Source organism: Pseudomonas sp. H3_A02, from assembly GCF_054671965.1.
Window position 1 is genome coordinate 931,609 of sequence record NZ_CP162807.1, and the last position, 23,573, is coordinate 955,181.

Genomic DNA, 23,573 nt, shown 5'->3' on the forward strand with positions numbered 1-23,573 from the left:
AATTCACCGGCCTCATCGCGAGCAAGCTTTGCTCCCACAGTTGGAGCTTTGTGAATACAGCGTTTTGAACTCACAGCAGATCTGCTGTGGGAGCAAAGCTTGCTCGCGATGGGCTGCACAGCAGCCCCAAAAAACAGGGCGCTTCGCGCCCCTGCGGGGATAAATCCCCTCGCCACAAGGTCACTCGCGCTTGGGCTCGCGGATCTTGTACCAGGCCACATACAGCGCCGGCAGGAACAGCAGCGTCAGCAGGGTGGCGATGATGATCCCGCCGATCATCGCGTAGGCCATCGGCCCCCAGAACACTTCCCGAGCAATCGGAATCATCCCCAGGCTCGCCGCAGCCGCCGTGAGCAGGATCGGCCGGCGCCGGTGTTCGGTGGCCTCCACCACCGCATCCCAGGGCTCGTAACCGTCACGTTCGTATTCATCGATCTGGGTCACCAGGATCACCGAGTTCCGGATAATGATGCCGATCAAGGCGAGGATCCCGAGGATCGCCACAAAGCCCATGGGCGTGCCCGTCGGCACCAGCGCCAGCACCACGCCGATCAACCCAAGCGGCGCGACGCTCGCCACCAGGAACAGTTTCTGCACGCTGTGCAGTTGGATCATCAGGAAGGTCGCCATCAGAAACAGCATCAGCGGCACGACGCTGGCGATCGGCCCTTGGGCCTTGCTGCTCTCTTCCACCGTACCGCCCGTGGCGACCTTGTAGCCCACCGGCAGGCCGGCGGCGAACTTGTCGATGGCCGGTTGCAGTTGCTTGACCAGGTCGGTGGGCTGGATCTCGTCGCGCACCGCAGCCTTGATGGTGATGGTCGGCTTACGGTCACGACGCCATACCAGCGGCTGCTCCAGCTCATAACGCACCGTGGCAAACGCCAGCAGCGGAATCGAAGTGCCGCTCGGCGTGACAATCTGCAGGTTCTGCAGGGTTTCCGGCGACCCGCGCTCGGCATCTTCAGCGCGGCCGACCACGTTGATCAGGTAAATATCGTCGTTGACCTGGGTCACCGGCGAGCCACTGACGATGCTGTTCATCAGCCTGGCCACGTCATCGGAAGACAAGCCCAATTGCCGCGCCTTGTCCTGGGCGATATCGATGCGCAGGACCTTGCCCGGTTCGTTCCAGTCGTAAATGATTTCGCCGATGTGGGAGTTCTTGTCCAGCTCGGTGGCCAGCTCGATGGCGTGCTTGCGCACTTGGTCGACGTCCTTGCCGCTGACCCGGTACTGGATCGGCCGACCCACCGGCGGGCCCATTTCCAGAGCCTGCACGTAGCTGCCAATGCCGACGAAATCCTCGCGCAAACGCTTTTGCAGGCGCTCGGTCAGGGCCGTGCGCGACTCCAGACCCTTGCTGACGATCACCAGTTGCGCGTAGTACGGGTTCTGCAATTGCTGGTCCAGCGGCAGATAGAAGCGAATCGCGCCTTCACCGATGTAGGTGCTCCAGCGCGCGATGTCCGGATCGTCCTTGAGCGTCGCTTCCAGGCGATCGACGGCTTTACGGGTCTCGTCCATCGAGGCGTTTTGCGGCAGGTTGAGGTCCACCAGGATTTCCGGCCGGTCCGACGATGGAAAGAACTGGTTCTGCACGAAGCGCATGCAAAACACCGCCAGCACGAACAGCAACACGGTGATGCCGATGGCCCACCAGCGATTGCGCATCGCCCACAACAGGCCGCCGTTGAACGCCCGGCCGATCCGCCCCGGTTCGGCGCTGTGGGGTTTGATGTTGGTGCTGAGGATGTGCACGCCGATCACCGGGGCAAACAGCACGGCGACGATCCACGACACCAGCATCGCCACGGCGATGACCGCGAACAGGGTGAAGGTGTATTCGCCGGCGGAACTGGCGTTCAGGCCGATGGGCACGAAACCGGCCACGGTCACCAGGGTCCCGGTGAGCATCGGAAACGCCGTCGAGGTATAGGCGAACGTCGCGGCCTGTTCCTTGCTGTCGCCTTTTTCCAGGCGCGTGACCATCATCTCCACGGTGATCATCGCGTCGTCCACCAGCAGGCCGAGGGCGATGATCAACGCGCCGAGGGAAATCCGCTGCATGGTGATGCCGCTGTATTCCATGAACAGGAAGACCATCGCCAGCACCAGCGGAATCGAACAGGCCACCACCAGCCCGGCGCGCACGCCAAGGCTGATGAAGCTGACGACCAGTACAATGATCACCGCCTCGAACAAGGCGCTGGTAAAGCCGCCGACCGCCTCTTCCACCACCTCGGCCTGGTCCGACACCGTGTGCACGCCAACGCCCACCGGCAGGTCGGCGGTCAGTTCGGTCATGCGCGCATGCAGCGCCTTGCCGAAGTCCTGGATGTTGCCGCCCTTTTTCATCGCGATGGCGAGGCCGATGGCCGGCGTACCGTTGAAGCGGAACATCGGTGTGGCGGGGTCGACGTAGCCGCGACGGATGTCGGCGATGTCGGCCAGACGATAGAAGCGGTCATTGAGCCGCAGGTTGACGTTGGCCAGGTCTTTTTCCGACTGGAACTGCCCGGACGTGCGCACGGAAATCCGCTCCGGCCCCGCGTCGATCACCCCGGCCGGCGTCACGGCATTCTGCGATTGCAGGCTCTGCACCACCTGGCGCTGGTCGATGCCCAGCGCGGCGAGTTTGCGCGTGGAGAAGTTCAGGTACAGCACTTCATCCTGCTCGCCGAGCATCTCCACCTTGCCCAGCCCGGGCACGTCGCGAATCTCGGCGCGCACCTGCTCCACGTAGTCGCGCAGCTGGCGCATCGACAGGCCGTCGCCGGTGAAGGCGTACACCGACCCGTACACGTCACCGAACTCGTCGTTGAAGCCCGGCCCTTGCAGCCCCTGGGGGAAGTCGCCACGGATGTCGTTGATCTTCTTGCGCACCTGGTACCAGATCTCGGGGATCTCTTTGGCCCCAGTGGTATCGAGCAAGTACACGAACACCGTCGACTCTCCCGGACGGGTGTAGCTTTTGACGTAGTCGAGTGAGTCGAGCTCTTCGAGTTTTTTCTCGATGCGGTCGGTGACCTGCCTGAGGGTTTCTTCCTGGGTCGCGCCCGGCCAGCGGGTCTGGATGATCATGGTCTTGATGGTGAACGACGGGTCTTCCTCCCGACCCAGGTTCATGTACGAAAACACGCCCATCAACAGCGCCACGAACATCAGGTACCAGACGAACGACTGATGCCGCAGGGCCCATTCGGATAAGTTGAAAGGCCCTTTCATCGTGCGTCCTCGTCGAGTTTCACTTTCTGCCCCGGCTGGAGACTGTTCACGCCGGCGCTGACCACACGGTCGCCGGCCTTGATGCCGTTGGCCACTAGCACCGAGTTGGCCGAACGTTCGAGAATCCGTACCTCACGGGGTGAGACCGTCTGGCTCTGCGGGTCGATGAGCCAGATGCGCGCCTTGCCGTCGATCTCTTGCAGGGCGCTGAGCGGCAGCTCGATGCGCGGTTCGATGGTCGAGCTCAGGGTCACGCTGATGGCCGTGCCCAGGCGAAAGCCTGGCGGTGTGTCGGTCAGCGTCAGGCGCGCGCGGCGAGTGCGGGTCGCGCTCTGGGCCTGGGGTTCGATCTCGCGCACGATGGCGCTGGTGTGGGTGCTCGGGTCCAATTGCGCGGCGACTTCGAATACCACGTCCGAGGGTAGGCGCTCAACCAGCCCGGCCGGCAGGTCGATCACCGCTTCCTTGATGTCCGGGCGGGCCAGGGTCACCACTTGCTGGCCGGCGGTGACCACCTGCCCGGCTTCGGCATTCCAGGCAGTGACGATTGCGTCGTGGTCGGTGCGCAACTCGCTGTAGTTGAGCTGATCGCGAGCCTGCTCCACCGAGGCCCGGGCCTGTTCGAGGGACGCGCCAGTGGTTTTCAAATCGGTCTGGGCGATGTCCAGTTGCGCCTGGGCCCCGACGCCACGGTCGAACAATTGCTGCTGGCGACGGGCATTGGCCTGGGCATTGATGTACTGCGCCTCGATCCGCGCCAGATCGCCCTGGGCGGCGCGCAACTGGTTCTGTTGATCGGTGGGGTCGAGCGTGGCGAGCAGGTCGCCCTTCTTCACCTCTGCGCCGACATCGACATTGCGACTGGCGATGCGTCCTGGCACGCGGAAACCCACGTTGCTTTCGTAGCGTGCCTGGATATTCCCGGCGAACCGCCCGAGTGCCTGCTGGTCGAGGGCCCGGACCTCAACGGACAACACCGGGCGCACCGGTTCGGGCGGCGCTTCCTCCTTGGAGCAGGCGGCCAGCAACAGACCGGCCGAGACCATCCACAAACGCTTCATGGCTGGGCTCCCGGCGCGGATTTTCCGTAGGTGTTTTCAGCGATCTCGACGCGTACGCCAGGGTGCAGCAACTGCCCGCCTGCGGTGACGATTTTCTCACCGCCCTTGAGGCCATCGCTGATAATGACCTTGCCGGTCAGGTAACGGCCGACCGTCACCGTTTGCAACCGGGCCTTGCCCTCGCCGTCCACCAGCCACACGGCCGGTTCACTGAGGTTCTTGGTCAGGGCCGACCAAGGCAGTTCGAAAGCGGTCTTGCCGGCGGACTTGGCGGTGGCGCTGACCACCGAGCCCAGGCGCATGCCTTCGGGCAAATCATTGAGGGTGACCTTGACCTGCACGGTGCCGGTCTGGGCAGACACCGCAGGGGTGATTTCGCGCACCGTGCCGGTGGTCTTGATGGCGGGGTTGTCCAGCAGACTGATGGTGATTGCCGGGTCCGACGGTGGTTCGCTCAACAGCGATTCGTAGATGTTGAACACCGCGTCGCGCTCGCCATCCCGGGCCAGGCTGAAGATCGGCTCCGTGGCCTGCACCACCTGGCCGACTTCAGCCTGGCGCGCGGTGATGATGCCCGGTGCCTCGGCGACCAGCGCGGTGTAGCTCAGTTGCTCACGGGCGTTGGCCAATTGGGCCTGGGCGGCGGTCAGCGCACTCTGGCTGCTGCGCAGTTGGGCCTGGGCTGCGTCGTATTCGCTCTGGCTGGTGTAGCCCTTGGGCAGGAGTTTCTGCTGGCGCACGAACGCCGCCGCGCTCTGCTTGACCCGCGCCTGCTCGGCGGCCACCTGGGCCTCGGCGGAGTCGACGTTGGTCTGCAGGTCCCGGGGATCGAGCCGGGCCAGCACTTGCCGGGCCGAGACCCGGTCACCGACATCGACCTTGCGCTCGATGATCTTGCCGCCCACACGAAACGACAGGTCAGCCTGCACCCGCGCCTGGACGTCGCCGGTCAGGGTCACCGAGGCCGCGTATTCACTGGGCACGGCTTGCTGCACGAAAACCCGTGGCAGGGCTTTTTCTTCGGGCTTCTTATCACCGCACCCCGTCAACAATGCACACACGCCCAAACCAACAACCCATTTGATTCCGGGACCAGCCATGCAGACTCCTTTGCGTTGTACGGACGTACCAGTGACGATACGACTGTGAGCTTAGAACAGGGTTCACTCAAAGCACAGCAATCAGGCAGACTTGCTCCCCACGCCCATGCAAAGGAAATCTGCATGCTCAAGACACTGGCGGTGGCCAACTACCGATCGATCAATAAATTGGTCATCCCCCTGGGCCGACTGAACCTGATCACCGGCCCCAACGGCAGCGGCAAATCCAATCTGTACCGTGCCCTGCGTCTGCTGGCCGAAACGGCCCAGGGTGGGGTGGTCAATGCCCTGGCCCGTGAAGGTGGGCTGGACTCGACCTTCTGGGCCGGCCCGGAGGAAATCAGCCGCCGCATGCGTAACGGCGAGGTACCGGTCCAGGCGGTTGTGCGCCAGGGCACCAAGCGCCTGCGCCTGGGTTTTGTCGGCGAAGACTTCAGCTATTCCATCGCCTTGGGCTTGCCGGAAACCAGTAGCTCAGCGTTTTCACTGGACCCTGAAATCAAGCGCGAATGCATCTGGGCCGGCCCGGTGTTTCGGCCGGCCAGCCTGCTGGTGGACCGCAAGGGGCCGATGATCCGGGCCCGCGAAGGCCGTTCCTGGGATGTGCTGGCCCAGCACACACCGACCTTCGACAGCCTGTTCGACCAGGTCGGCAGCCTGCGCACGTCGCCGGAGGTCCTGCAGATGCGCGAGTTCATTCGTCGCTGGCGCTTCTATGATCACTTTCGCAGCGACGCCGACGCCCCGGTGCGCCAACCGCAACTGGGCACCCGCACGCCGGTGCTGCACCACGACGGACGCGACCTGGCTGCCGCCCTGCAGACCATCCTTGAAATCGGCGACGACGAAGCCCTGCATGCCGCCATCGGCGACGCATTTCCCGGTGCCCACCTGCACATCGAGAAACTGCAAGGCGGACGTTTCGCCATCGCGTTCCAACAACATGGCCTGCTACGGCCGCTGTCCGCCGCCGAACTGTCGGACGGGACCCTGCGCTATCTGTTGCTGGTGGCCGCCCTGCTCACCCCACGCCCGCCCTCGCTGATGGTGCTCAACGAACCGGAAACCAGCCTGCACCCGGACCTGTTGCCGGCCCTGGCGCGGTTGATCATCCGCGCCTCGGCCAATTGCCAGGTCTGGGTCGTGTCCCATGCCACGCGCTTGATCGCCGCCCTGGAACAGGATGAGCAATGCAATTGCATCGTGCTGGAGAAAGACCTTGGACAGACCGGGATCGTCGGGCAGCGGGCGTTGGATGAACCGGCGTGGCATTGGCCGGATTAATCAGCGCCTGATAACGCGCTTTCGCGAGCAAGCTCGCTCCCACAGTGGCGCGGTGTTGAGTTCACGCTCTCTCACCACAGAATTTGCCGCGAAGGGTAAAGACGACTATTTTTCTTGCGCCGCAGGGAGAGTTTTTTCGCCATCTCCCTCACCATTACAAGGAAGAAAACATGGCTGACGTAAAAGTGCCGCAGCGACTGGAACCGCAGGACATAGTGAAATTGTTGGTGGCGTTGCGCAGGGCGTTGAAGAACGGGGAGGCCTGACAGTGCCTTGTGGCGAGGGGATTTGTCCCCTCGCCACAAGGACAGGTTCGACCAATCCGAAAGTAAACAACCTTACTACCCACAGGCACAAAAAAACGCCGACGCTGTATCAGCCGTCGGCGTTTGAAACCGTGACAAGGTTTACCGCGCGAATCAGAACGCCGGCAGTACCGCGCCGCTGTATTTCTTCTCGATGAACGCCTTCACTTCAGGGCTGGTCAGGGCCTTGGCCAGTTTCTGGATGGCCGGGCTGTCCTTGTTGTCCGGACGGGCCACCAGGAAGTTGACGTAAGGCGAATCCGAACCTTCGATCACCAAGGCATCCTTGGCCGGGTTAAGACCCGCTTCCAGGGCATAGTTGGTGTTGATCAGGTCCAGGTCAACCTGGTCCAGCACCCGCGGCAGCATGGCCGATTCCAGTTCTTTGAACTTGAAGTTCTTCGGGTTCTTGGCGATGTCTTTCGGCGTTGCCAAAGCGTTTTTCGGGTCTTTCAACTCGATCAGGCCAGCCTTCTGCAACAGGATCAGCGCACGGCCGCTGTTACTGCCTTCATTGGGCAGCGCGATGGTCGCGCCGTCTGGCAGATCAGCCAGTTTTTTGTACTTCTTCGAGTAGCCACCGAACGGTTCGACGTGAACACCGATCACGGTCACCAGATGGGTGCCTTTGCCTTCGTTGAAGTTAGTCAGGTACGGCAGGGTCTGGAAATAGTTGGCGTCCAGACGCTTCTGGTCAACCTGTACGTTGGGTTGGACGTAGTCGGTGAAGACCTTGATTTCCAGGTCCACGCCTTCCTTGGCCAGGGCTGGCTTGATCAGCTCGAGGATTTCAGCGTGGGGCACCGGCGTGGCCGCCACGACCAATTTTTCCGCGGCCTGGGCCAGGCCCGAAGCCAGGGCTGCCGCCAATGCGGTAAACAACAGAACCTTTTTCATGCAGTGTCCTTATCGAGAATCACGGTCGTCATCGACGACGGCTAAATGTGGTGTGCCAGTGAAGTGCTATCGCTGGCGTGATGCGGACAATACCGATATTTTTTATTCCTTAACAATATCTTTTATTCAAGTTCATATTCATTTCCCTCATATAGAAAAATCCGCTTTTTGTGGCGAGGGGATATCGGGTCTATAGGGCCTGGTTCAGTCGATTGAGCAGCGTCTTGAGCGCCGTGCGCTCAGCATCCGTGCCTTGAGCAACGACCTGCGCCACCTGACGGTCGATCAATTCCAGGGCTGAAGGCTGGGACGGCAGATTCAAGTGCTCCGGCAAAATCTCATCCCCCGTGCTCACCAGCAACGCGAAATGAATGACGTTTTCCAACTCGCGGGTATTACCCGGCCAGCTGTGCTGTTCGAGGGCTTGTTGCGCCGCTTCACTGATCAATGGCACCGAGAGGCCGAGTCGCTGGCTGTAGATGCCCAGGAAGTATTCGGCCAAGGACAGGATATCGCCCACCCGCTCGCGCAGGGCCGGCAGTTCCAGTTGGCCTTCGCCCAAGTAGTGGTAGAGCCGTTCATGGAATTTCCCAGCCGCCACCGCTTGCGCCAGGTCGATGCTGGTGGCCGCGACCAGGCGGACATCCACCGGGCTGGGCTGATGGGCACCCACTCGGGTGACTTCGTGGTTTTCCAGCGCAGCCAGCAATTTGATCTGGATCGGCAGCGGCAAATCGCCGATTTCATCCAGGTAGAGGGTGCCGCCGTTGGCCGAACCGAACCAACCGGCCCGGCTGCTGGCCGAGCCGCTGTAGCCGCCGGCGGCATAACCGAACAGTTCGGCGTCGGCATAGGTCGGGCTGATCGCGCCGCAGTTGACCGACACAAACAATCCGCCGCGCTCGCTTTCGCGATGGATATGCCGGGCCAGCAATTCCTTGCCGCTACCGGTTTCGCCGCGTATCAGCACCGAAACCGCCCGGGGTGCCAGTTGCTCCAATGCCTGGCGCAATTGCCGCGAACGGGGGTCGACGAACACCAGCGCCTTGGCGCGAATGCTCAGGGGGCTTTTTTCCGCATCGGGAAAGGTCAGCAAGGGCTGACCGAGGGCTTCATGCAAACTCATGGCAGGCTCCCGCCCCAGACCGCCGGAGACGGGGGGCGCTAAACATTCAGGCGCGACGCAGGGCGTGATGCTCCATGCGGTTTTGCAGACGATAGAGATAAGCGAAACCCTGCTCCCAACGCTGGTGACCGGACTTCACGTTGATATGCCCCGCCCCCGCCAGGATCCCGGCCTCGGCGCCCCAGTTGCGCGCCAGTTCCAAGGCGCGTGGGGCGCTCACGGCGGCGTCGTTGTCGGAGCTGACCACTTGGCTTGGGAACGGCAACAGATCGCTGGGAATCGGCGCGAAGTTGCGCAGCGCCGGGACGCAGGCTGGCCGCTCGACATCCGCCGGCGCCACCAGTAACGCCCCACGCACCTGCCGCAGGAACTGCACCGGCGCGGTAGCGGCCCAATGGGCCACCGTGATGCAGCCCAGGCTATGGGCAATCAGGATCACCGGCGTGCTGTCGGCGGCCACGGCCTCGGCCAGCGCCGCGACCCAGTCTTCACGCCGGGGCGTGACCCAGTCGGCCTGTTCGACTCGGGCGCTGTTGGGCAGGCTGTTCTGCCAGTGGGTTTGCCAATGATTTTCCGGCGATCCTTGCCAGCCCGGCACAATCAGGTAGCGAATCGATTCGTTGCGCATGGGTGCTCTCCTGCGTGTCTGTTCCCGGACGAGTATAGGGAGGAGAGCTATATTATTTAAGGAATAAGAAGATATTTATTAATGCTTAAAACGAATAAGGAGTTAACTCTGTGGGAGCGAGCTTGCTCGCGATAGGGGTATGTCTGTTACATCGATGGTGACTGATCGTTCGCTATCGCGAGCAAGCTCGCTCCCACAGGTTTTGTGCATCACTCGCTACGCCCCTTGCGCATCAACACATCCAACTGGTCTATCACTTCCGCCCAGTCCGCATCCTCGAGGATTTCCTCGCGCAGCATTTGCCGCTGGCCTTCATTCCAGAAAAACGCATCGGCAAGCCGCAGATCGGGTTTGAGCGGCGAATGGCTGGCGATGAATTGATCGATGCTGAGGGCATCGTCAGGCAGGCCGAGTTGTTTGAATAACGCGGGAAGCGTATGGATCGGGTTTTCCATGCGAGACTCCTGAGCATGAACGGATGGCTGGGTTCTATTCCTGCAGTCTAGCCCCTTGGAGCCGAGCACACCGTGGCGAGGGAGCATGCTCCCGCTGGGCTGAAGCGGCCCTACGATTTTGCGGTTGCTGCGCAACCGAGCGGGAGCAAGCTCCCTCGCCACAGAAGCGGGTTGGAATCTCGCTACAGGGGCAGTGACTTCAACGCCTGGTAAGGCCCCTGCGCCCAGTGCAACACCCGCTCACGCAACAACGCCGAAGCCTCCCGGCGTTTGTCCTCGCTATCGCCAACAAACGCCTGCGCCGGTTGCTTGGCATGCTGCCCCACTGCCGCGAACACTTGCCTGCCTTGCTCCTCATCGAGCCGGAAAAACGCCGCCAGCCGGCCCGCCATCGCCTCGGGCAGTTCGGTGTAGTTGACCGCCATTGCACCCAATACCTGACAGTGTTCCAAACCCGTCGCCAACAACCGCCCCACCCGGCGCGAGATGAAATCTTCCGGGCTAATGAAGGGCAAATCATCGTCCAGGACACTCGTCCCGATCATCCCCGGCACCATGTGCATGCCGGGACGGCGCAGGTGGGAGACGGCGATTTCCAAGGGGTTGCGGTACACGAACAGCCAGGGCGTGTCGGGAAAGCACTCACGCAGCAACGGCAGTTCACCGATGTTCCAGGCGTCGAGCTTGACCACCAGGCGTCGCTCCATGCCTCGGCGGCGCTGCCCGTAGGCCGACATCAAGCCCTTGAGTGCCACACATCGTTCGGCCGGTGGCAAATCACTGCGCAGCAGCGTATCCAGGGGTGGCGGTTCCGAGATGACGATATGGTCGTCCAACTGGGCAAGCATCTGGCTGATCAAGGTCGAGCCGCAACGGGAGGCATGGAAAATCAACGCACTGGGCTCAAGGCCCGGGCTTTGTCGCTGCCATTGATCGAGTGCGTCCAAGGGCGTCTGGCGGCGGAACGCCTGGTTGAAGGGCCGGCGCAAGGCGTCTTCCACGGAGTCGCCAAAGAACGGCTGTGACAGTCGCGCGTCGCCGAACCAGCACCAGTCGACCCGCCACTGCCCGGCCTCTTGCCATAGGCGGATCGGCAGCCAACCGTGCAGGTTCAGGTCTTCCACTGGGCTCTCCACTGCTGGCGACCGTTGCGCATGGCGGCCCGCACTTCTTCCTGGGTGAAATGAAGCCCTCGTTCGGCCCCCAACGCCAGGGTGGACGCCATGAAAGCGTCGAGGTCGTGCAGGCTCTGCAAGGTGCGGGCGAGGTCAGGATCGCTTTCCACGCGCAGCTGAAAAAGAGCGAAGTCGCTTTGCCTGACGCCCGCGTCGGGTGTGGTGGGCAGCCCATCGGCAATCTGCCGGACCAGCCACGGCCCGGGGCGACAGTCGAGCACCAGGTGAACCCGCGAATGCGCACTTCGGTTAACCACTCGATGGGGCCGCGCCAGGTCGAGAAACCAGCACTCACCGGCCGTCATCGGAATGATTTGTCCATCCAGGAAGAAGTCCACGCCAGGTGGGCTGAGCAACGGAACGTGCAGGCGCAGATCGGCGTCCGGCCCGCCCAGGTCATAGTCGCGATGCTCGTGGATGCACCCGCCGGGCCCCAGCCGCAGCAGCCGGGCCGAGACGATCTCCAGGGGCCAGTCGCGCAATGCCTCATGCCAGCGACCGTCCGCTGACCAAGGTGCACGCTGCCGTGGCTGACCGCGCCCGGGCGACAGCTCGGTGACGGCATCCGCCGCCGAAATCAGCGCCACGCCGCTCCAGTCGCCGCTGTGATAGGCGCTGTTGAAATGCCCCTGCCAGCGCGCGTCTTCAATGGCCGCCAGTGCCTGCAACAGCAGCGGCAGGTTCACCGTCACCGGCAGCCGGGAGAACGCCGGGCGCGTCATGGTTGCGCCCGGTTATTGCGTCACCGTGGCAGGCTTCGGCAACGCGATATCGCCCTGGGCCCAGGCCGCTTCGCGGTTGGCCAGCGCCGTGGCAATCGACTGGACTTCGGTCGATTGCACTTCGTTTGGCAGTGGGTCGAGGCCGGCGCTGGCAAAGATCTGCCCGTAGGCGTTGCGCAGGTCGGCGTAGGCCAGGTCCCGGCGCAGATCGGCCTGCAGGGTGTTCAGTTCACCTTGGATCAGGTCCAGCTCGCCGATACCGGCAGCCTGGTGACGGCTGCGCAGTTGACCGACAATCTGCCCGTCGATGTCCGACAGTTGCTGGCTGGTCTTGAACTGGCGCAGCGCTTCGCGATAGTTCGCGTTGGCGACGTACAGCTGCGCCAGCACGGCAATCGACATCGCCTGGCGCCGCGCCGACGCCACTTCTTCCCCGGCCTTGGCCACGTCGATGGCCGCCGGGGCGGAGATCACGTTGAACAGGTTCCAGGTGACTTTCACGCCATAGTCGGCCCAGCCCTGCTCCACCAGGAACGAGTTGCTGTCGTAATGCCCGCCGGCGGAAAACTCCAGCCCCGGCAGCAGGCGCAGCATGGCTTTGCGGGTTTCGGCGGCGGTGATACGGGTCTGGTAATCCTGCTCGCGCAGTTCCGGACGGCTGGCCAAGGCTTCCTGTTCGAGACGGGCCAGGTCGACCTTGAGTTCCGGGATGGTGTATTCATCCTGCGTCGCCAGGGTCAGCTCGGTACCCAAGGGCAGGTTGATCAAGGTCGCCAGTTCGGTCTTGGCCAGGGACAGCGCCCGGCGCTGCTCTTCCAGCTGGCGGGTGGCCTGGATCAGCGAACGCTGGTAACCCAGGGCCTGCACCGGGTCACCGATGCGCTGTTCGCTCATGCTCTGACTGTTGTCTCGCGCCGCCTCGACCCGAACCATCAGGCTGTCGATCTGTTTGAGCAGGCGCTCGGCGGCCATGGCGCGCCAGTAGGCCGAACGCACGTCCTGGACGATGGTGTTGATCACCTTGCGCCGACGTTCCTGCACGATCAGGCGCTGGTCCCCGGCCTGCTTGGCGCTGATGTAGCTCACGCCGAAATCGAGCACGTTCCAGACCATGGTCAGGTCCGCCACCTCACGGTCGCGGTCCTGGGAGGTCGACGGCTCCAGGGATTGGGTACCGGTTTCCACGCTCTGGCTGCTGGAAGCACTGACGTTGTTACGGCCCACGTAGCCGGCGTCCAAGGCCATGCGCGGCAGCATGTCGAAACTGGCCAGGTCCAGCTGACGCTTGGCCAGGGCTTCCTCCATGATCTTCAAGCGGCCTTCGAGGTTGTACTTCACTGCCCGGGCCATGGCCTGGTGCAGGGTCAGCGGGCCGCTGAGCGGCTCCTGATCCTTGTACATGTTCTGCAGGTCGGCTCGAGCGCGCTGTTCGCTGACGCTACGCTCGATCGGATCGCTGGTGACCGCACATCCACTCACCACCAACGCCAGCACACTCATACCGAATAACTTCTGACTTCTATTCATTCCCTGGACTGCCCCTGACTGCCCCAATATTTTTAGAATTCAGGCCTGCACTTGGCTGATGCCGACCTGTCGTAACGCGGTTGCCAGGCTGTCGACCTGATGTTGTTCAGTGTCCTTGAGCTGTTGCAGTTGCTGACCCAGGGTGGGCGCCCCGAACATCCCGCGCAGCCCTTGGGACACATCGCCGCCCTGCATCGACTGGCTGCCGAAGGCCTCCATCGATTCGCTCTCGGAAGCGGAGTCCTGGCTGAACAAGGTTGAAAGCGTGCTGCTGCCAAACACCCCGCCATCGCCCCCACCAAAGCCCAGGAACCCCTGGCCACTGCCATCGCCCGCAGCGTCAGTGCTGAAAACCTGGGCGATATAGCTCGGCGCCAGGGCACCATGGTTGATGAAAATGTCCCCAATCGGCCGCAGGCCCCCGCCCACGTCCCGTTGTTCGAACAGCGGCGGGAAGCCCAGCGGCGAACCCAGGTTGCCGGTCGGCGGCGTAAAGACGATCGGTTGCAGCGGCACCTCGGACGGTGGGATCACCGTGACCGGGTCGGACGTCAGGAACTCCGGTGGCGGCTTCACATCGTTGGGCACCACGGTGTCGATCGCATAGTTGTTGGACACCGCCACGCTGGCCCCGGCGTTGCCCGACAGGTCGCTGACGTTGCTGGCATCCAGGGCAATGAAGTTGCTTGGATCGGTGAGGTTCACCGTTGGCGTGAACGTGGCCGTCCAGGTCTTGCCACCGTCGCTGGTGGTCAGGTTGGTCAGTTCGCCGTTGGTGACGCTGAGGTCCGACAGGTCAAAATCCGTCACTGCTTCGCTAAAGGTGAAGGTCACCTGGGTCGTCTCGCCCACCGTCAGGTTCGGGTCGGCGACCACGATGGTCGCCGTCGGCCGGCTGGCGTCGAGTGCGTAGTTGCTGGAAATCGCGATGCCCACGCCGGCGTTGCCGGCCAGGTCCTGCACAGTGCCGGCGTCGAGCAGGATCAGGTTGGTGGCATCGTTGACGCCCGCGGTCGGCGTCAGAGTCGCCGTCCAGGTCAGGCCGCCGTCACTGCTGGCGAGGTTGGACAACACGCCATTGGCGACACTGAGGTCCGACAAGTCAAAACCGGACACCGCCTCGGTGAAGCTGATGGTCACCGTGGTGCTCTGGCCGATGCCCAACGTGGTATCGCCCACGGTGATGGTGGCGCCTGGGCGAACCGTGTCGATCGCGTAGTTGTTGGAGTTCACCACGCCGACGCCGCTGTTGCCCGAGGCGTTGACCACACCGCTGGTGTCCAGGCTGATCAGGTTGCTGGTGTCGGTGATGTTGGTCGTCGGGGTGAACGTGGCCGTCCAGGTGACGCCGCCGTCGGTGGACGACACATTGCTCAGCGTGCCGCTGCTGATGGTCAGGTCGCTGTTGTCGAAACCGCTTACCGCTTCCGAGAACGTAATAGTGACCTGCGAGGTTTCCCCTATCCGCAGCGCACTGTCGGCCACCACGATCGTGGCCGTCGGTACCTGCGTCTCGACCGCGTAGTTGGCCGAATCGGTGGTGCCTGCCCCGGTGTTGCCGGCCGCATCGCTGACCCCGGTGTTGTCCAGGGTGATCTGGTTAGTGGTGTCGGTCACGCCCAGGGTCGGCGTGAAGGTCGCGGTCCAGGTCAGGCCGCCATCGCTGCTGCTGACGGCACTCAGGGTGCCGTTGGCAACGCTCAGGTCCGCGTTGCTGAAACCGGTCACTGCCTCGCTGAAGGTGATGGTCACCTGGGCGGTTTCACCCGGTTTCAACACCGAATCGCTCAGCACGATGGTGGCCGTCGGACGCTGGCTGTCGACGCTGTAGTTGTTCGAATCGGTGGTGCCGCTGCCCGCGTTGCCCGCCAGGTCGGCGACGCCGCTGTTGGCAAGGGTAATGACGTTGCTGGTGTCAGTGATGCCAGCGGCAGGCGTGAAAATCGCGGTCCAAGTGATGCCGCCGTCGCTGCTGCTCAGCCCACTGAGGGTACCGTTGGCGACGCTCAGATCGGCGTCGGTGAAGCCCGTCACGGCCTCGTTGAAGGTGATGGTCACCAGCGAAGTTTCGCCGGCGGCAATGGCGGTATCGGCAACGACGATGGTCGCTGTCGGGCGCACGGTGTCGATGGCGTAGTTGTTCGAATCGGTGGTGCCGACGCCGGCGTTGCCTGAGACGTTGATGACACCGGTATTGTCCAGGGTGATCAGGTTGCTGGTATCGGCAATGCTCGCGCTCGGCGTGAACGTGGCGGTCCAGGTGACACCGCCATCGGAGGACGACAGGTTGCTCAGCGTGCCGTTGCTGACGGTCAGGTCGCTGTTGTCGAAACCGCTCACCGCTTCGTTGAAGGTGATGGTCACCTGGCTGGTTTCACCGATGCTCAGGGACGTATCGGCCACCACGATGGTCGCCGTTGGCACCTGCGTGTCGATGGCGTAGTTGGCCGAGTTGGTCGTGCCGGTGCCGGTGTTGCCCGCCGCGTCACTCACGCCGGTGTTGTTCAGGATGATCAGGTTGGTCGCGTCTCGAACGCCGAGGGTCGGTGTGAAGGTCGCAGTCCAGGTCAGGCCACCATCGCTGCTGCTGACAGCGCTGAGTGTGCCGTTGGCAACGCTCAGGTCCGAATTGTCAAAACCGCTGACCGCCTCGGAGAAGGTAATGGTCACCAGCGAGGTCTCACCGACACTGAGGTTGGAGTCGGCCAGCACGATCGTTGCGGTGGGCCGCTCCGTGTCCACCGCGTAGTTGTTGGAGTCGGTGCCGCCGACGTTGGCGTTGCCGGCCAGGTCGACGATGCCGCCACTGTTGAGGGAGATGAGGTTGCTGGTGTCCGTGACGCCAGCGGTCGGCGTAAAGGTCGCGGTCCAGGTGATGCCGCCGTCGCTGCTGCTCAGCCCCGAAATCACGCCATTGGCGACCGTCAGATCGGCACTGGTGAACGCCGTCACCGCCTCGCTGAAGGTGATGGTCACCAGCGAAGTCTCGCCGGCGGCAATGGCGGTGTCGGCCACGACGATGCTCGCCGTTGGGCGCACCGTGTCGACCGCGTAGTTGTTGGAGTCGGTGGTGCCCACGCCGGCATTGCCCGCGCCGTTGATCAAGCCGGTGTTGTCCAGGGTGATCACGTTGCTGGTATCGGAAATGCTGACGCTCGGCGTGAAGGTGGCCGTCCAGGTGACGCCACCGTCGGTGCTGCTCATGGTGCTGAGCGTACCGTTGCTGACGGTCAAGTCCGCGTTGTCGAACCCGCTGACCGCCGAGTTGAACGTCACGGTGACCAACGACGTCTCGCCGATGCTCAATGTGGTATCGGCAATCACGACGGTCGCCGTCGGCACGTTGGTGTCGACCTGGTAGTTGTTGGAGTTGGTGGTGCCGCTGCCAGTGTTGCCCGCCCCATCGTTGACCCCGGTGTTGTTCAGGACAATGAGGTTGGACGTGTCGCTGACCCCGAGGGCCGGGGTGAAGGTGGCGGTCCAGGTGAGGCCGCCATCGCTGCTGCTGACGGCGCTCAACGTGCCATTGGCCACGCTCAGGTCGGAATTGTCGAAACCTGTGACCGCCTCGGAGAACGTGATGGTCACTAGCGAGGTTTCGCCCACGCTCAGCGCCGTGTCGGCCACTACGATGGTGGCGGTCGGACGCAGGGTATCGACGGCATAGTTGTTGGAATCGGTGGTGCCGCTGCCGGTATTGCCCGCGCCGTCCACCACGCCCGTGTTATTGAGCGTGATCAGGTTGGTGGCATCGCTGACACCCGCGCTCGGCGTGAAGGTCGCGGTGTAGGTGATGTTGTCGCTGGTGCTCAGGCCGCTCAGGCTGCCGTTGGTGACGCTCAGGTCCGCCAGGGTAAAGCCGGTCACCGCCTCGCTGAAGGTGATCGTCACCACCGACGTTTCGCCAATGGCGATGGCCGTGTCGGCGACCACGATGGTGGCGGTCGGACGCGCGGTGTCGATGGCGTAGTTGTTGGAGTCGGTGGTGCCACTGCCGGCGTTGCCCGCCGCGTCGGTCACGCCGGTGTTATCCAGGGTGATGAGGTTGCTGGTGTCGCTGGTGCTGGCGCTTGGCGTGAGCGTTCCGGTCCAGGTGATGCCGCCGTCGCCGCTGCTCAGGCCGGTGACCGTGCCGTTGGCGACCGTCAGGTCGGCGGTGGTAAAGCCTGTCACCGCCTCGTTGAAGGTGATGGTCACCAGGGAGGTTTCGCCAACGCTCAGGGAGGTGTCGGCTACAACGATGCTAGCGGTTGGCCGCTGCGTGTCGATCGCGTAGTTGTTGGAGCTGGTGGTGCCGCTGCCGGTGTTGCCCGCCGCGTCCGCCACACCGGTATTGGCCAGGATGATCAGGTTGGTGGCATCGCTGACGCTGGCGCTCGGGGTGAGCGTCGCGGTCCAGGTGATACCGCCGTCGCTGCTGCTCAGCCCGCTCAAGGAGCCGTTGGCCACGGTCATGTCCGCCAGGGTGAAACCCGTGACGGCCTCGCTGAAGGTGATCGTGACCAGGGAGGTTTCACCGATGTTCAGTGCGGTATCGGTCACCACGATGGTGGCGGTCGGGCGTTGGGTATCAACGGCGTAGTTGTTGGAGTCGGTGGTGCCGCTACCCGCGTTGCCCGCCGAGTCCGCAATGCCGGTGTTATCCAGGGTAATCAGGTTGCTGGTATCGCTGACGCTGGCACTTGGTGTGAGCGTCCCGGTCCAGGTGATACCACCGTCGCTGCTGCTCAGGCCGGTGACCGTACCGTTGGCGACCGTCAGGTCGGCGGTGGTGAAACCGCTCACGGCCTCGGTGAAGGTGATGGTCACCAGGGAGGTTTCACCCACGCGCAGCGCGGTGTCGGCCACCACAATGGTGGCGGTGGGGCGTTGCGTGTCGATGGCGTAGTTGTTGGAGTTGGTCGTCCCCACGCCAGCGTTGCCATTGAGGTCCGCCACGCCCGTATTGTTCAGGACAATGAGATTGGAGGTATCGGTGACAGTCGCATCCGGCGTCAGCGTGGCCGTCCAAGTGATACCGCCGTCACTGCTGCTCAGGCCGCTGATCGAGCCGTTGGCGACGGTCAGGTCGGCGGCAGTGAAACCGCTCACCGCTTCGCTGAAGGTGATGGTGACCGTCGAGGTCTCGCCAATCCTGAGGGCGGTGTCGCTCACCACGATGGACGCCGTCGGCGCCACCGTGTCGTTGACGATGTAATTGTTCGAGTCGGTGGTGCCCACGCCGGCATTGCCGGCCAGGTCGGCCACGCCGGTGTTGTTAAGGGTGATGATGTTGGTGGTGTCGGCGATGTTGCTGGCCGCGGTCAACGTACCGGTCCAGGTGATGCCGCCGTCGCCACTGGTCAAGGTGCCGACACTGCCGTTCTGCACCGTCAGGTCCGCCGCGGTCAGGCCGGTCACGGCTTCGGAGAAGGTGATGGTCACCGTCGACGTGCCGCCGGAGTTCAGGTTGGTATTGGCCACCACGACGGTCGCGGTGGGCGGCGTTTCGTCCGGCACATAGTTGGTGTTGATGGTGCCGCCATCGCCGTAGACGTTGGCCACCGACGCCGGCGAAACACCGGCGGTGCCCGCACTCGTCCCGCCCACGCCACTGCCGCCGACGTTGCCGGCCAGGGCGGCGAAGTTGGCGGCGGTGATCAGGATCGAGCCTTTGTTCCAGATGGCGCCGACACCGACACCGCCCGCACCGCCCGCCTGGAGATAGCTACCGCCAGCCCCGCCGCCGCCACCACCACCGCCGGCACCGACGTTGTTGGAAATGGTCGAGTTGCCGATGATCCGCAGGGTCGCGCCGGTATCGTTGTAGATACCCCCCACCGCGCCGCCGCCAGCGCCGCCGATGTTGTCATAGCCATCGCCACCACCGCCACCGCCGATGGACAAGCCTCCGCTGGTGGCCGTGCCGCCGGCCGAACCGGTGCTGTAGCCTGGATACGCCGCACCGCCCGCACCCCCCGTGGTGGAACCGCCACGCCCGCCAATGTTGAAGAAGCCGCCGCCCGCACCGCCTTGTCCGGCCGTGCCGTTGGAACCCGTAGAGTTGAGCGTGTCACCGCCCTTGCCACCGGTGCCGCCGGTGATCGCACCACCGCCACCACCGCCACCACCGGCGTACTGCGGCGTCACGCCGCCGCCGCCACCACCGCCCGAAGCGGCGTTCGCGGTTACCGTGACGTTTCGCAAGGTCAAGGTGCCGGCGTTGTAGATGCCGCCGCCCTGGGACACCAGCGCATCGTCGCCGCCGTTACCACCGTTGCCTGCCACCATGCCCCGGGTAATCACCAGGCCATCGAGGGTGGCGGTGGTGCCGGACGTCACTTGCATGATCTGGGTGCGGTACTGGCCGTCGAGGGTCACGTCGGCGACGTTGTCGTTATTGAGGTCGCCATCGATGGTGATGTTCCTGTCGACCACCAGCACCTGGGTCAGGGCGACGGTCATGCTGGTATTGAACGTGACGATGTCGCCGTTCTGCGCCGAGCCCAGGGCAGCGCGCAAAGAACCGATACCCGAATTGAGGTTGTTGGTGGCGGTCCAGGTGGCCAGGCCCCATTGGTATTCGCTCATGGCGGAGTTCGAGAGCACGTTGGCGCTTTCGATATTGCCGGTGGCGATCTCAAGGTCCCAGTCGCCCCCCAGGCCGGTGCGGTCGTTGGACGCCGCCACGTCGCGGCCGGTCAACTGCGCCAGTGAATCGACAAAGTTCAGGCCACGCTCGCCTTCGGCGGTGTAGCAGCCATAGATCAGGATATCGCCACCGGCATTCATGTCCTGGCCGATCTGTGCCAGCACTTCGCTGCGGGCCTGGACGTTATCCGCCGACAGGTAGCTGTTGCCCAACCACAAATCACCGGCGTTACCGTGGGCGATGATCTGCACCGAGCTGACGCCCTGGTGGGTGTCCAGGTAATCGGCGATCTGCTGCAAGCCGTCCTGGGTGGCATCCAGTTGCACTACCTGGGTACCAGGCGCCAAGCCTTCGAGCAGGTTGGCGGAATCCTTGACCCGGGAATCGACAAACACCACGGCCTTGCCCGGCACGGCAGCCTGGGTGGCATCGACCTGGCCCTGGGGCGCATGGGTGTCGGTCGGCTGGTCCGCGGTCGGCGTCTTGGCCGCCTCGGCCGTCGGCTGGGCGTCCGGTTGCGCGGCATCGGCCACGGTGGCCGCCACCGCGCCGTCGAACAGCATTCGCGGCTCCAGGGACATGATCATTGGCGATGCCAGGGCTTGTGCGCCCTCGGTTACCCGCGATTTGCCTTTGCTCCACCACATGACGATCACCTGGACTCGAACTTTTTGAACGCAAATGAAAAAAAACCGCAGTCAGCTGACGGCGGCGTCGGTTTTCATACGAATGACATTGGCGGCGCTGGCGGACCCATCGCGCCAGAACGACAACTCGGCATACTTTTCAAACAGATCCGGCGGCAACAAGGTCCGCCGGGCTTGCGGCGCGACCTTGGGCTTGACCTTGTGCAGGCCGGCAACGCCCAGGGCCTGGTCGAAGGCCGGTGCGTCGTAGGTCAAGTGATTAAAATCGTGTTCGAACCAGGGTTCGCCGATGAACTCGTACACCAGGCGCATCACCCGCTCCGGGGCCTGGCTCAACAAATCGTAATCAACGATCAGCAGCGACTCGGCGTTCTCACCGTAGTAGGCCTCTTTGAGCGCGGTCCAGGCGAACCCCACCAGGCGGTTGCGCTGGGCCAGGGTTTCACAGCGGCTGTAGACGGTGTTGCGCTCGTCATCGTCGTTGAACAGCTTGGTGTTCTCGAACGGGTTGGCGCGGTAGAGCCGCTCCAGGCTGTCGAGCACCCAGGCGACGTTGCGCACACAGGCGATGGTCTTGGCTTGGGGAAACAGATCCTGCAGGGCAGGCAGGCGGGCGCACCATTGGCGGTTGGTGTCGAAAATGACCGGCTTATCGGCTTTGTCGGCGTAGTAGGAATCGAAGAGACCGCGCAGCAGGCGGCGGCGCAGGTCGGTGTCGATCACCGAACCGAACTCGCTGCCAGCGCTGCATTGCTGCAGGACGCTGCTGAACAGCGTGCCGACGGGACTGGTCATGCCGGCATGAAAGCGCGGGTTCTGCAACAAAATGGCAGAAAGCAGGGTCGAGCCTGAGCGCGGTAAACCGGAGATAAAGTGAAACTGCGGCAATCCCTTCACCTTTGTTTGTAGTCCCTTTGTACCGCCAAGCGTAGCCGAGGAAACAATCTTCGCCTAGTAGTACTTTGATATCAATTTCATCCCAAGCTATAAAAAAGATGGACGGTAGAGACGCTCGGGAACCTGAATCGATTAAGCCATGTCGCGACATTTTTCCGCCCGCTTCGCTCGGCAGAATCAAATATCCCGGTCTACGCTCAGCCGTGCGTGACCAGGCCAGGGAATGAAGGAGTCGGGCTGATCGCACCCTTGTTCTTCGCGTCCGGGCATTGCAAGACCAATCACCTGAAGGATGAGGAATCTATGGAAGTATTCATCGGCACTATCCAGTCATTCGCCTTTAACTTTGCACCCAGGGATTGGGCGCTGTGCAACGGGCAGACGCTTGCCCTTTCCCAGTACCAGACCTTGTTCGCCCTGATCGGCGTGACGTACGGAGGCAACGGCCAGACCACGTTCATGCTGCCCAACCTGCAAGGTCGCCTGCCGTTGGGCCAAGGCAATGGCCTGGGCTTGACCCCGCGCGTCATCGGTGAAATCTCCGGCACCGAAAACGTCACGGCTACGATCAACAACCTGCCCAACCACACCCATGCCCTCACCGGCATCACCGCCTCGACCACTTTGCAGTTGGCCAACCCGGCCAGCAATCCGGTGAATACGCCCACGGCCACCAACTCGTTCATCGGCACCTCGGGCACCGGGCCGGGCTCGGCGGCGATCTATTCCGATCAGATAGGCGCTTCGCCAGTGCCGCTGCAAGGCGTGACCACCACCGTCAACGGCACGGTCGCCCCCACCGGCGGTAACACGCCGATGACGGTCATGAACCCGTTCCTGGCCATCAACTTCAGCATCGCCCTTCAAGGCTACTTCCCGTCCCGTAACTGATGAACCGCCGGAGGGCTGCGGTCCTCCGGCCTTTTGGAGTGTCGACATGCTGCAACAGGTTCATAGCCGCCATTTCCAACCGCTGCTGGGCCAGACCGGCAGCCTGACCCTGCCCGACGGCAGTCGCCTGCCCGTGCGCTTCGAAACCCTTGACGAAACACCTCGGGCGAAGCTGCCGAACACCGCGCGCATGCCGTTCAGCGTGGAATTCAACAGCCTGGAAGCGACCGCATTCGTGGATGGGCTCTGCGAGCTGGAAGTGCCGGAACTGGGTAAGCTCGAAGGGGTGTTCGTGTCACGGATCCCGCCCATGGGACGGGATCCGGCGCTGGGGTATTTCTACATCGCGTTTAACTGATCGCACAAAACTTGAGTTCACAACAAACCTATTGTGGGAGCGGGCTTGCTCGCGAAGGCGGTGTATCAGTTGGCAATTTATTACTGACCCACCGCCTTCGCGAGCAAGCCCGCTCCCACAGGGATTTATGGCGTCTGCAAGATTGGGTCAGTTGCCTTTCGGATACCAGACCAGCCGCTCCGCCGCCGGGTTGCTTTCCTGCACCTCGAATCCCAGCGCCAGGTAGTGCCGGCGTGCATGGGGGTTGCTGGCCCAGACCACGGTCGCCACCGGGCAACGGATCTGTTGCGCGGCTTTCTGTACCCCTTGCAACACCGCCCGGCCATAGCCCTGCCCTCGGGCCTGGGGGATGAAGGCCAGATACAGCACGCGGATTTCATTGGGCCCGAAATCCGTGCTCAACGCGCCGATCGCGGTGCCGAGTTTTTCCACGACGTAATGCATGGCGTTGGGAAAGTTCTCGCCCAGCCCTTGCTCCTGCACCTGGAACTGCTGGGCAATCACCTGCTGCACTTGCTCGTGCTCGCCGTCGATCCATTGCAGATCCGGCCGTGCCGCCTGGTAAAGGCCCTGCAAGAACGGCCCATCGCTGACCCGCGATGGACGCACCACCAATCCCTCTGCCGCCACTGAATCCATGC

The 23,573-nt window shown here is 63.2% G+C and carries 16 protein-coding genes; 3 read left to right on the top strand and 13 right to left on the bottom strand.

The window, feature by feature from the left end; translation table 11 throughout:
• Nucleotides 1-180: 180 nt before the first annotated feature.
• Genes AB4N80_RS03980 through AB4N80_RS03990 form a run of 3 tightly spaced genes read right to left on the bottom strand, consistent with a single transcriptional unit; the run spans nucleotide 181 to nucleotide 5,389 of the window.
• Nucleotides 181-3,228 carry an efflux RND transporter permease subunit gene (locus AB4N80_RS03980; protein WP_354337961.1) on the bottom strand — a complete coding sequence of 1,016 codons (3,048 nt, stop codon included), beginning with the start codon at nucleotides 3,226-3,228 and terminating at the stop codon, nucleotides 181-183.
• A complete protein-coding gene (locus AB4N80_RS03985; RefSeq protein WP_122565149.1) occupies nucleotides 3,225-4,289 on the bottom strand; it encodes an efflux RND transporter periplasmic adaptor subunit in 1,065 nt (354 codons plus the stop codon). The genes AB4N80_RS03980 and AB4N80_RS03985 overlap by 4 nt, the downstream gene beginning before the upstream one ends.
• Nucleotides 4,286-5,389, bottom strand: coding sequence for an efflux RND transporter periplasmic adaptor subunit (locus tag AB4N80_RS03990; protein WP_122565148.1), 1,104 nt, complete (start codon nucleotides 5,387-5,389; stop codon nucleotides 4,286-4,288). The genes AB4N80_RS03985 and AB4N80_RS03990 overlap by 4 nt, the downstream gene beginning before the upstream one ends.
• A gap of 123 nt (nucleotides 5,390-5,512) precedes the next feature.
• On the opposite strand from AB4N80_RS03990, the gene AB4N80_RS03995 reads away from it, so the two are divergent.
• Nucleotides 5,513-6,673 carry an AAA family ATPase gene (locus AB4N80_RS03995; protein WP_122565147.1) on the top strand — a complete coding sequence of 387 codons (1,161 nt, stop codon included), beginning with the start codon at nucleotides 5,513-5,515 and terminating at the stop codon, nucleotides 6,671-6,673.
• A gap of 419 nt (nucleotides 6,674-7,092) precedes the next feature.
• On the opposite strand, the gene AB4N80_RS04000 is transcribed toward AB4N80_RS03995, so the two are convergent.
• The 9 genes from AB4N80_RS04000 to AB4N80_RS04040 all read right to left on the bottom strand — a co-directional run bounded on the left by AB4N80_RS04000 (nucleotide 7,093) and on the right by AB4N80_RS04040 (nucleotide 21,683).
• Nucleotides 7,093-7,875, bottom strand: a complete 783-nt coding sequence (locus tag AB4N80_RS04000) for a MetQ/NlpA family ABC transporter substrate-binding protein (protein ID WP_122565146.1) — start codon at nucleotides 7,873-7,875, stop codon at nucleotides 7,093-7,095.
• A gap of 190 nt (nucleotides 7,876-8,065) precedes the next feature.
• On the bottom strand, nucleotides 8,066-9,001 hold the full coding sequence (locus tag AB4N80_RS04005; RefSeq protein WP_460080794.1) for a sigma 54-interacting transcriptional regulator: 936 nt from the start codon (nucleotides 8,999-9,001) through the stop codon (nucleotides 8,066-8,068).
• A 46-nt stretch (nucleotides 9,002-9,047) separates the two neighbouring features.
• Complete coding sequence (locus tag AB4N80_RS04010) at nucleotides 9,048-9,629, bottom strand: alpha/beta hydrolase (RefSeq protein ID WP_122565144.1); 582 nt, start codon at nucleotides 9,627-9,629, stop codon at nucleotides 9,048-9,050.
• A gap of 209 nt (nucleotides 9,630-9,838) precedes the next feature.
• Complete coding sequence (locus tag AB4N80_RS04015) at nucleotides 9,839-10,084, bottom strand: DUF2789 domain-containing protein (RefSeq protein WP_122565143.1); 246 nt, start codon at nucleotides 10,082-10,084, stop codon at nucleotides 9,839-9,841.
• Nucleotides 10,085-10,266: 182 nt separating this feature from the next.
• The gene (locus tag AB4N80_RS04020) at nucleotides 10,267-11,208 is read right to left on the bottom strand and encodes a sulfotransferase family protein (RefSeq protein WP_460080798.1); all 942 of its coding nucleotides are present in this window, start codon (nucleotides 11,206-11,208) and stop codon (nucleotides 10,267-10,269) included.
• Entirely contained in the window at nucleotides 11,196-11,981 is a 786-nt protein-coding gene (locus AB4N80_RS04025; RefSeq protein ID WP_354337278.1) for an aspartyl/asparaginyl beta-hydroxylase domain-containing protein, read from the bottom strand. The genes AB4N80_RS04020 and AB4N80_RS04025 overlap by 13 nt, the downstream gene beginning before the upstream one ends.
• 12 nt (nucleotides 11,982-11,993) lie before the next feature.
• Entirely contained in the window at nucleotides 11,994-13,508 is a 1,515-nt protein-coding gene (locus tag AB4N80_RS04030) for a TolC family protein (protein WP_460080802.1), read from the bottom strand.
• A gap of 39 nt (nucleotides 13,509-13,547) precedes the next feature.
• Nucleotides 13,548-20,786, bottom strand: a complete 7,239-nt coding sequence (locus tag AB4N80_RS04035; RefSeq protein WP_354337275.1) for an Ig-like domain-containing protein — start codon at nucleotides 20,784-20,786, stop codon at nucleotides 13,548-13,550.
• A 51-nt stretch (nucleotides 20,787-20,837) separates the two neighbouring features.
• Nucleotides 20,838-21,683 (bottom strand): sulfotransferase family protein, encoded by an 846-nt coding sequence (locus AB4N80_RS04040; protein WP_354337273.1) that lies wholly within the window; start codon nucleotides 21,681-21,683, stop codon nucleotides 20,838-20,840.
• Between the two features lie 303 nt (nucleotides 21,684-21,986).
• On the opposite strand from AB4N80_RS04040, the gene AB4N80_RS04045 reads away from it, so the two are divergent.
• On the top strand, nucleotides 21,987-22,574 hold the full coding sequence (locus AB4N80_RS04045) for a phage tail protein (protein WP_122565137.1): 588 nt from the start codon (nucleotides 21,987-21,989) through the stop codon (nucleotides 22,572-22,574).
• A gap of 46 nt (nucleotides 22,575-22,620) precedes the next feature.
• Nucleotides 22,621-22,932: a DUF6916 family protein gene (locus AB4N80_RS04050; RefSeq protein ID WP_460080805.1), complete on the top strand. Its 312-nt coding sequence runs from the start codon at nucleotides 22,621-22,623 to the stop codon at nucleotides 22,930-22,932.
• 147 nt (nucleotides 22,933-23,079) lie between these two features.
• Here AB4N80_RS04050 and AB4N80_RS04055 read toward each other — a convergent pair whose 3' ends face one another.
• Nucleotides 23,080-23,571 (bottom strand): GNAT family N-acetyltransferase, encoded by a 492-nt coding sequence (locus AB4N80_RS04055; RefSeq protein ID WP_122565135.1) that lies wholly within the window; start codon nucleotides 23,569-23,571, stop codon nucleotides 23,080-23,082.
• Nucleotides 23,572-23,573 lie beyond the last annotated feature (2 nt).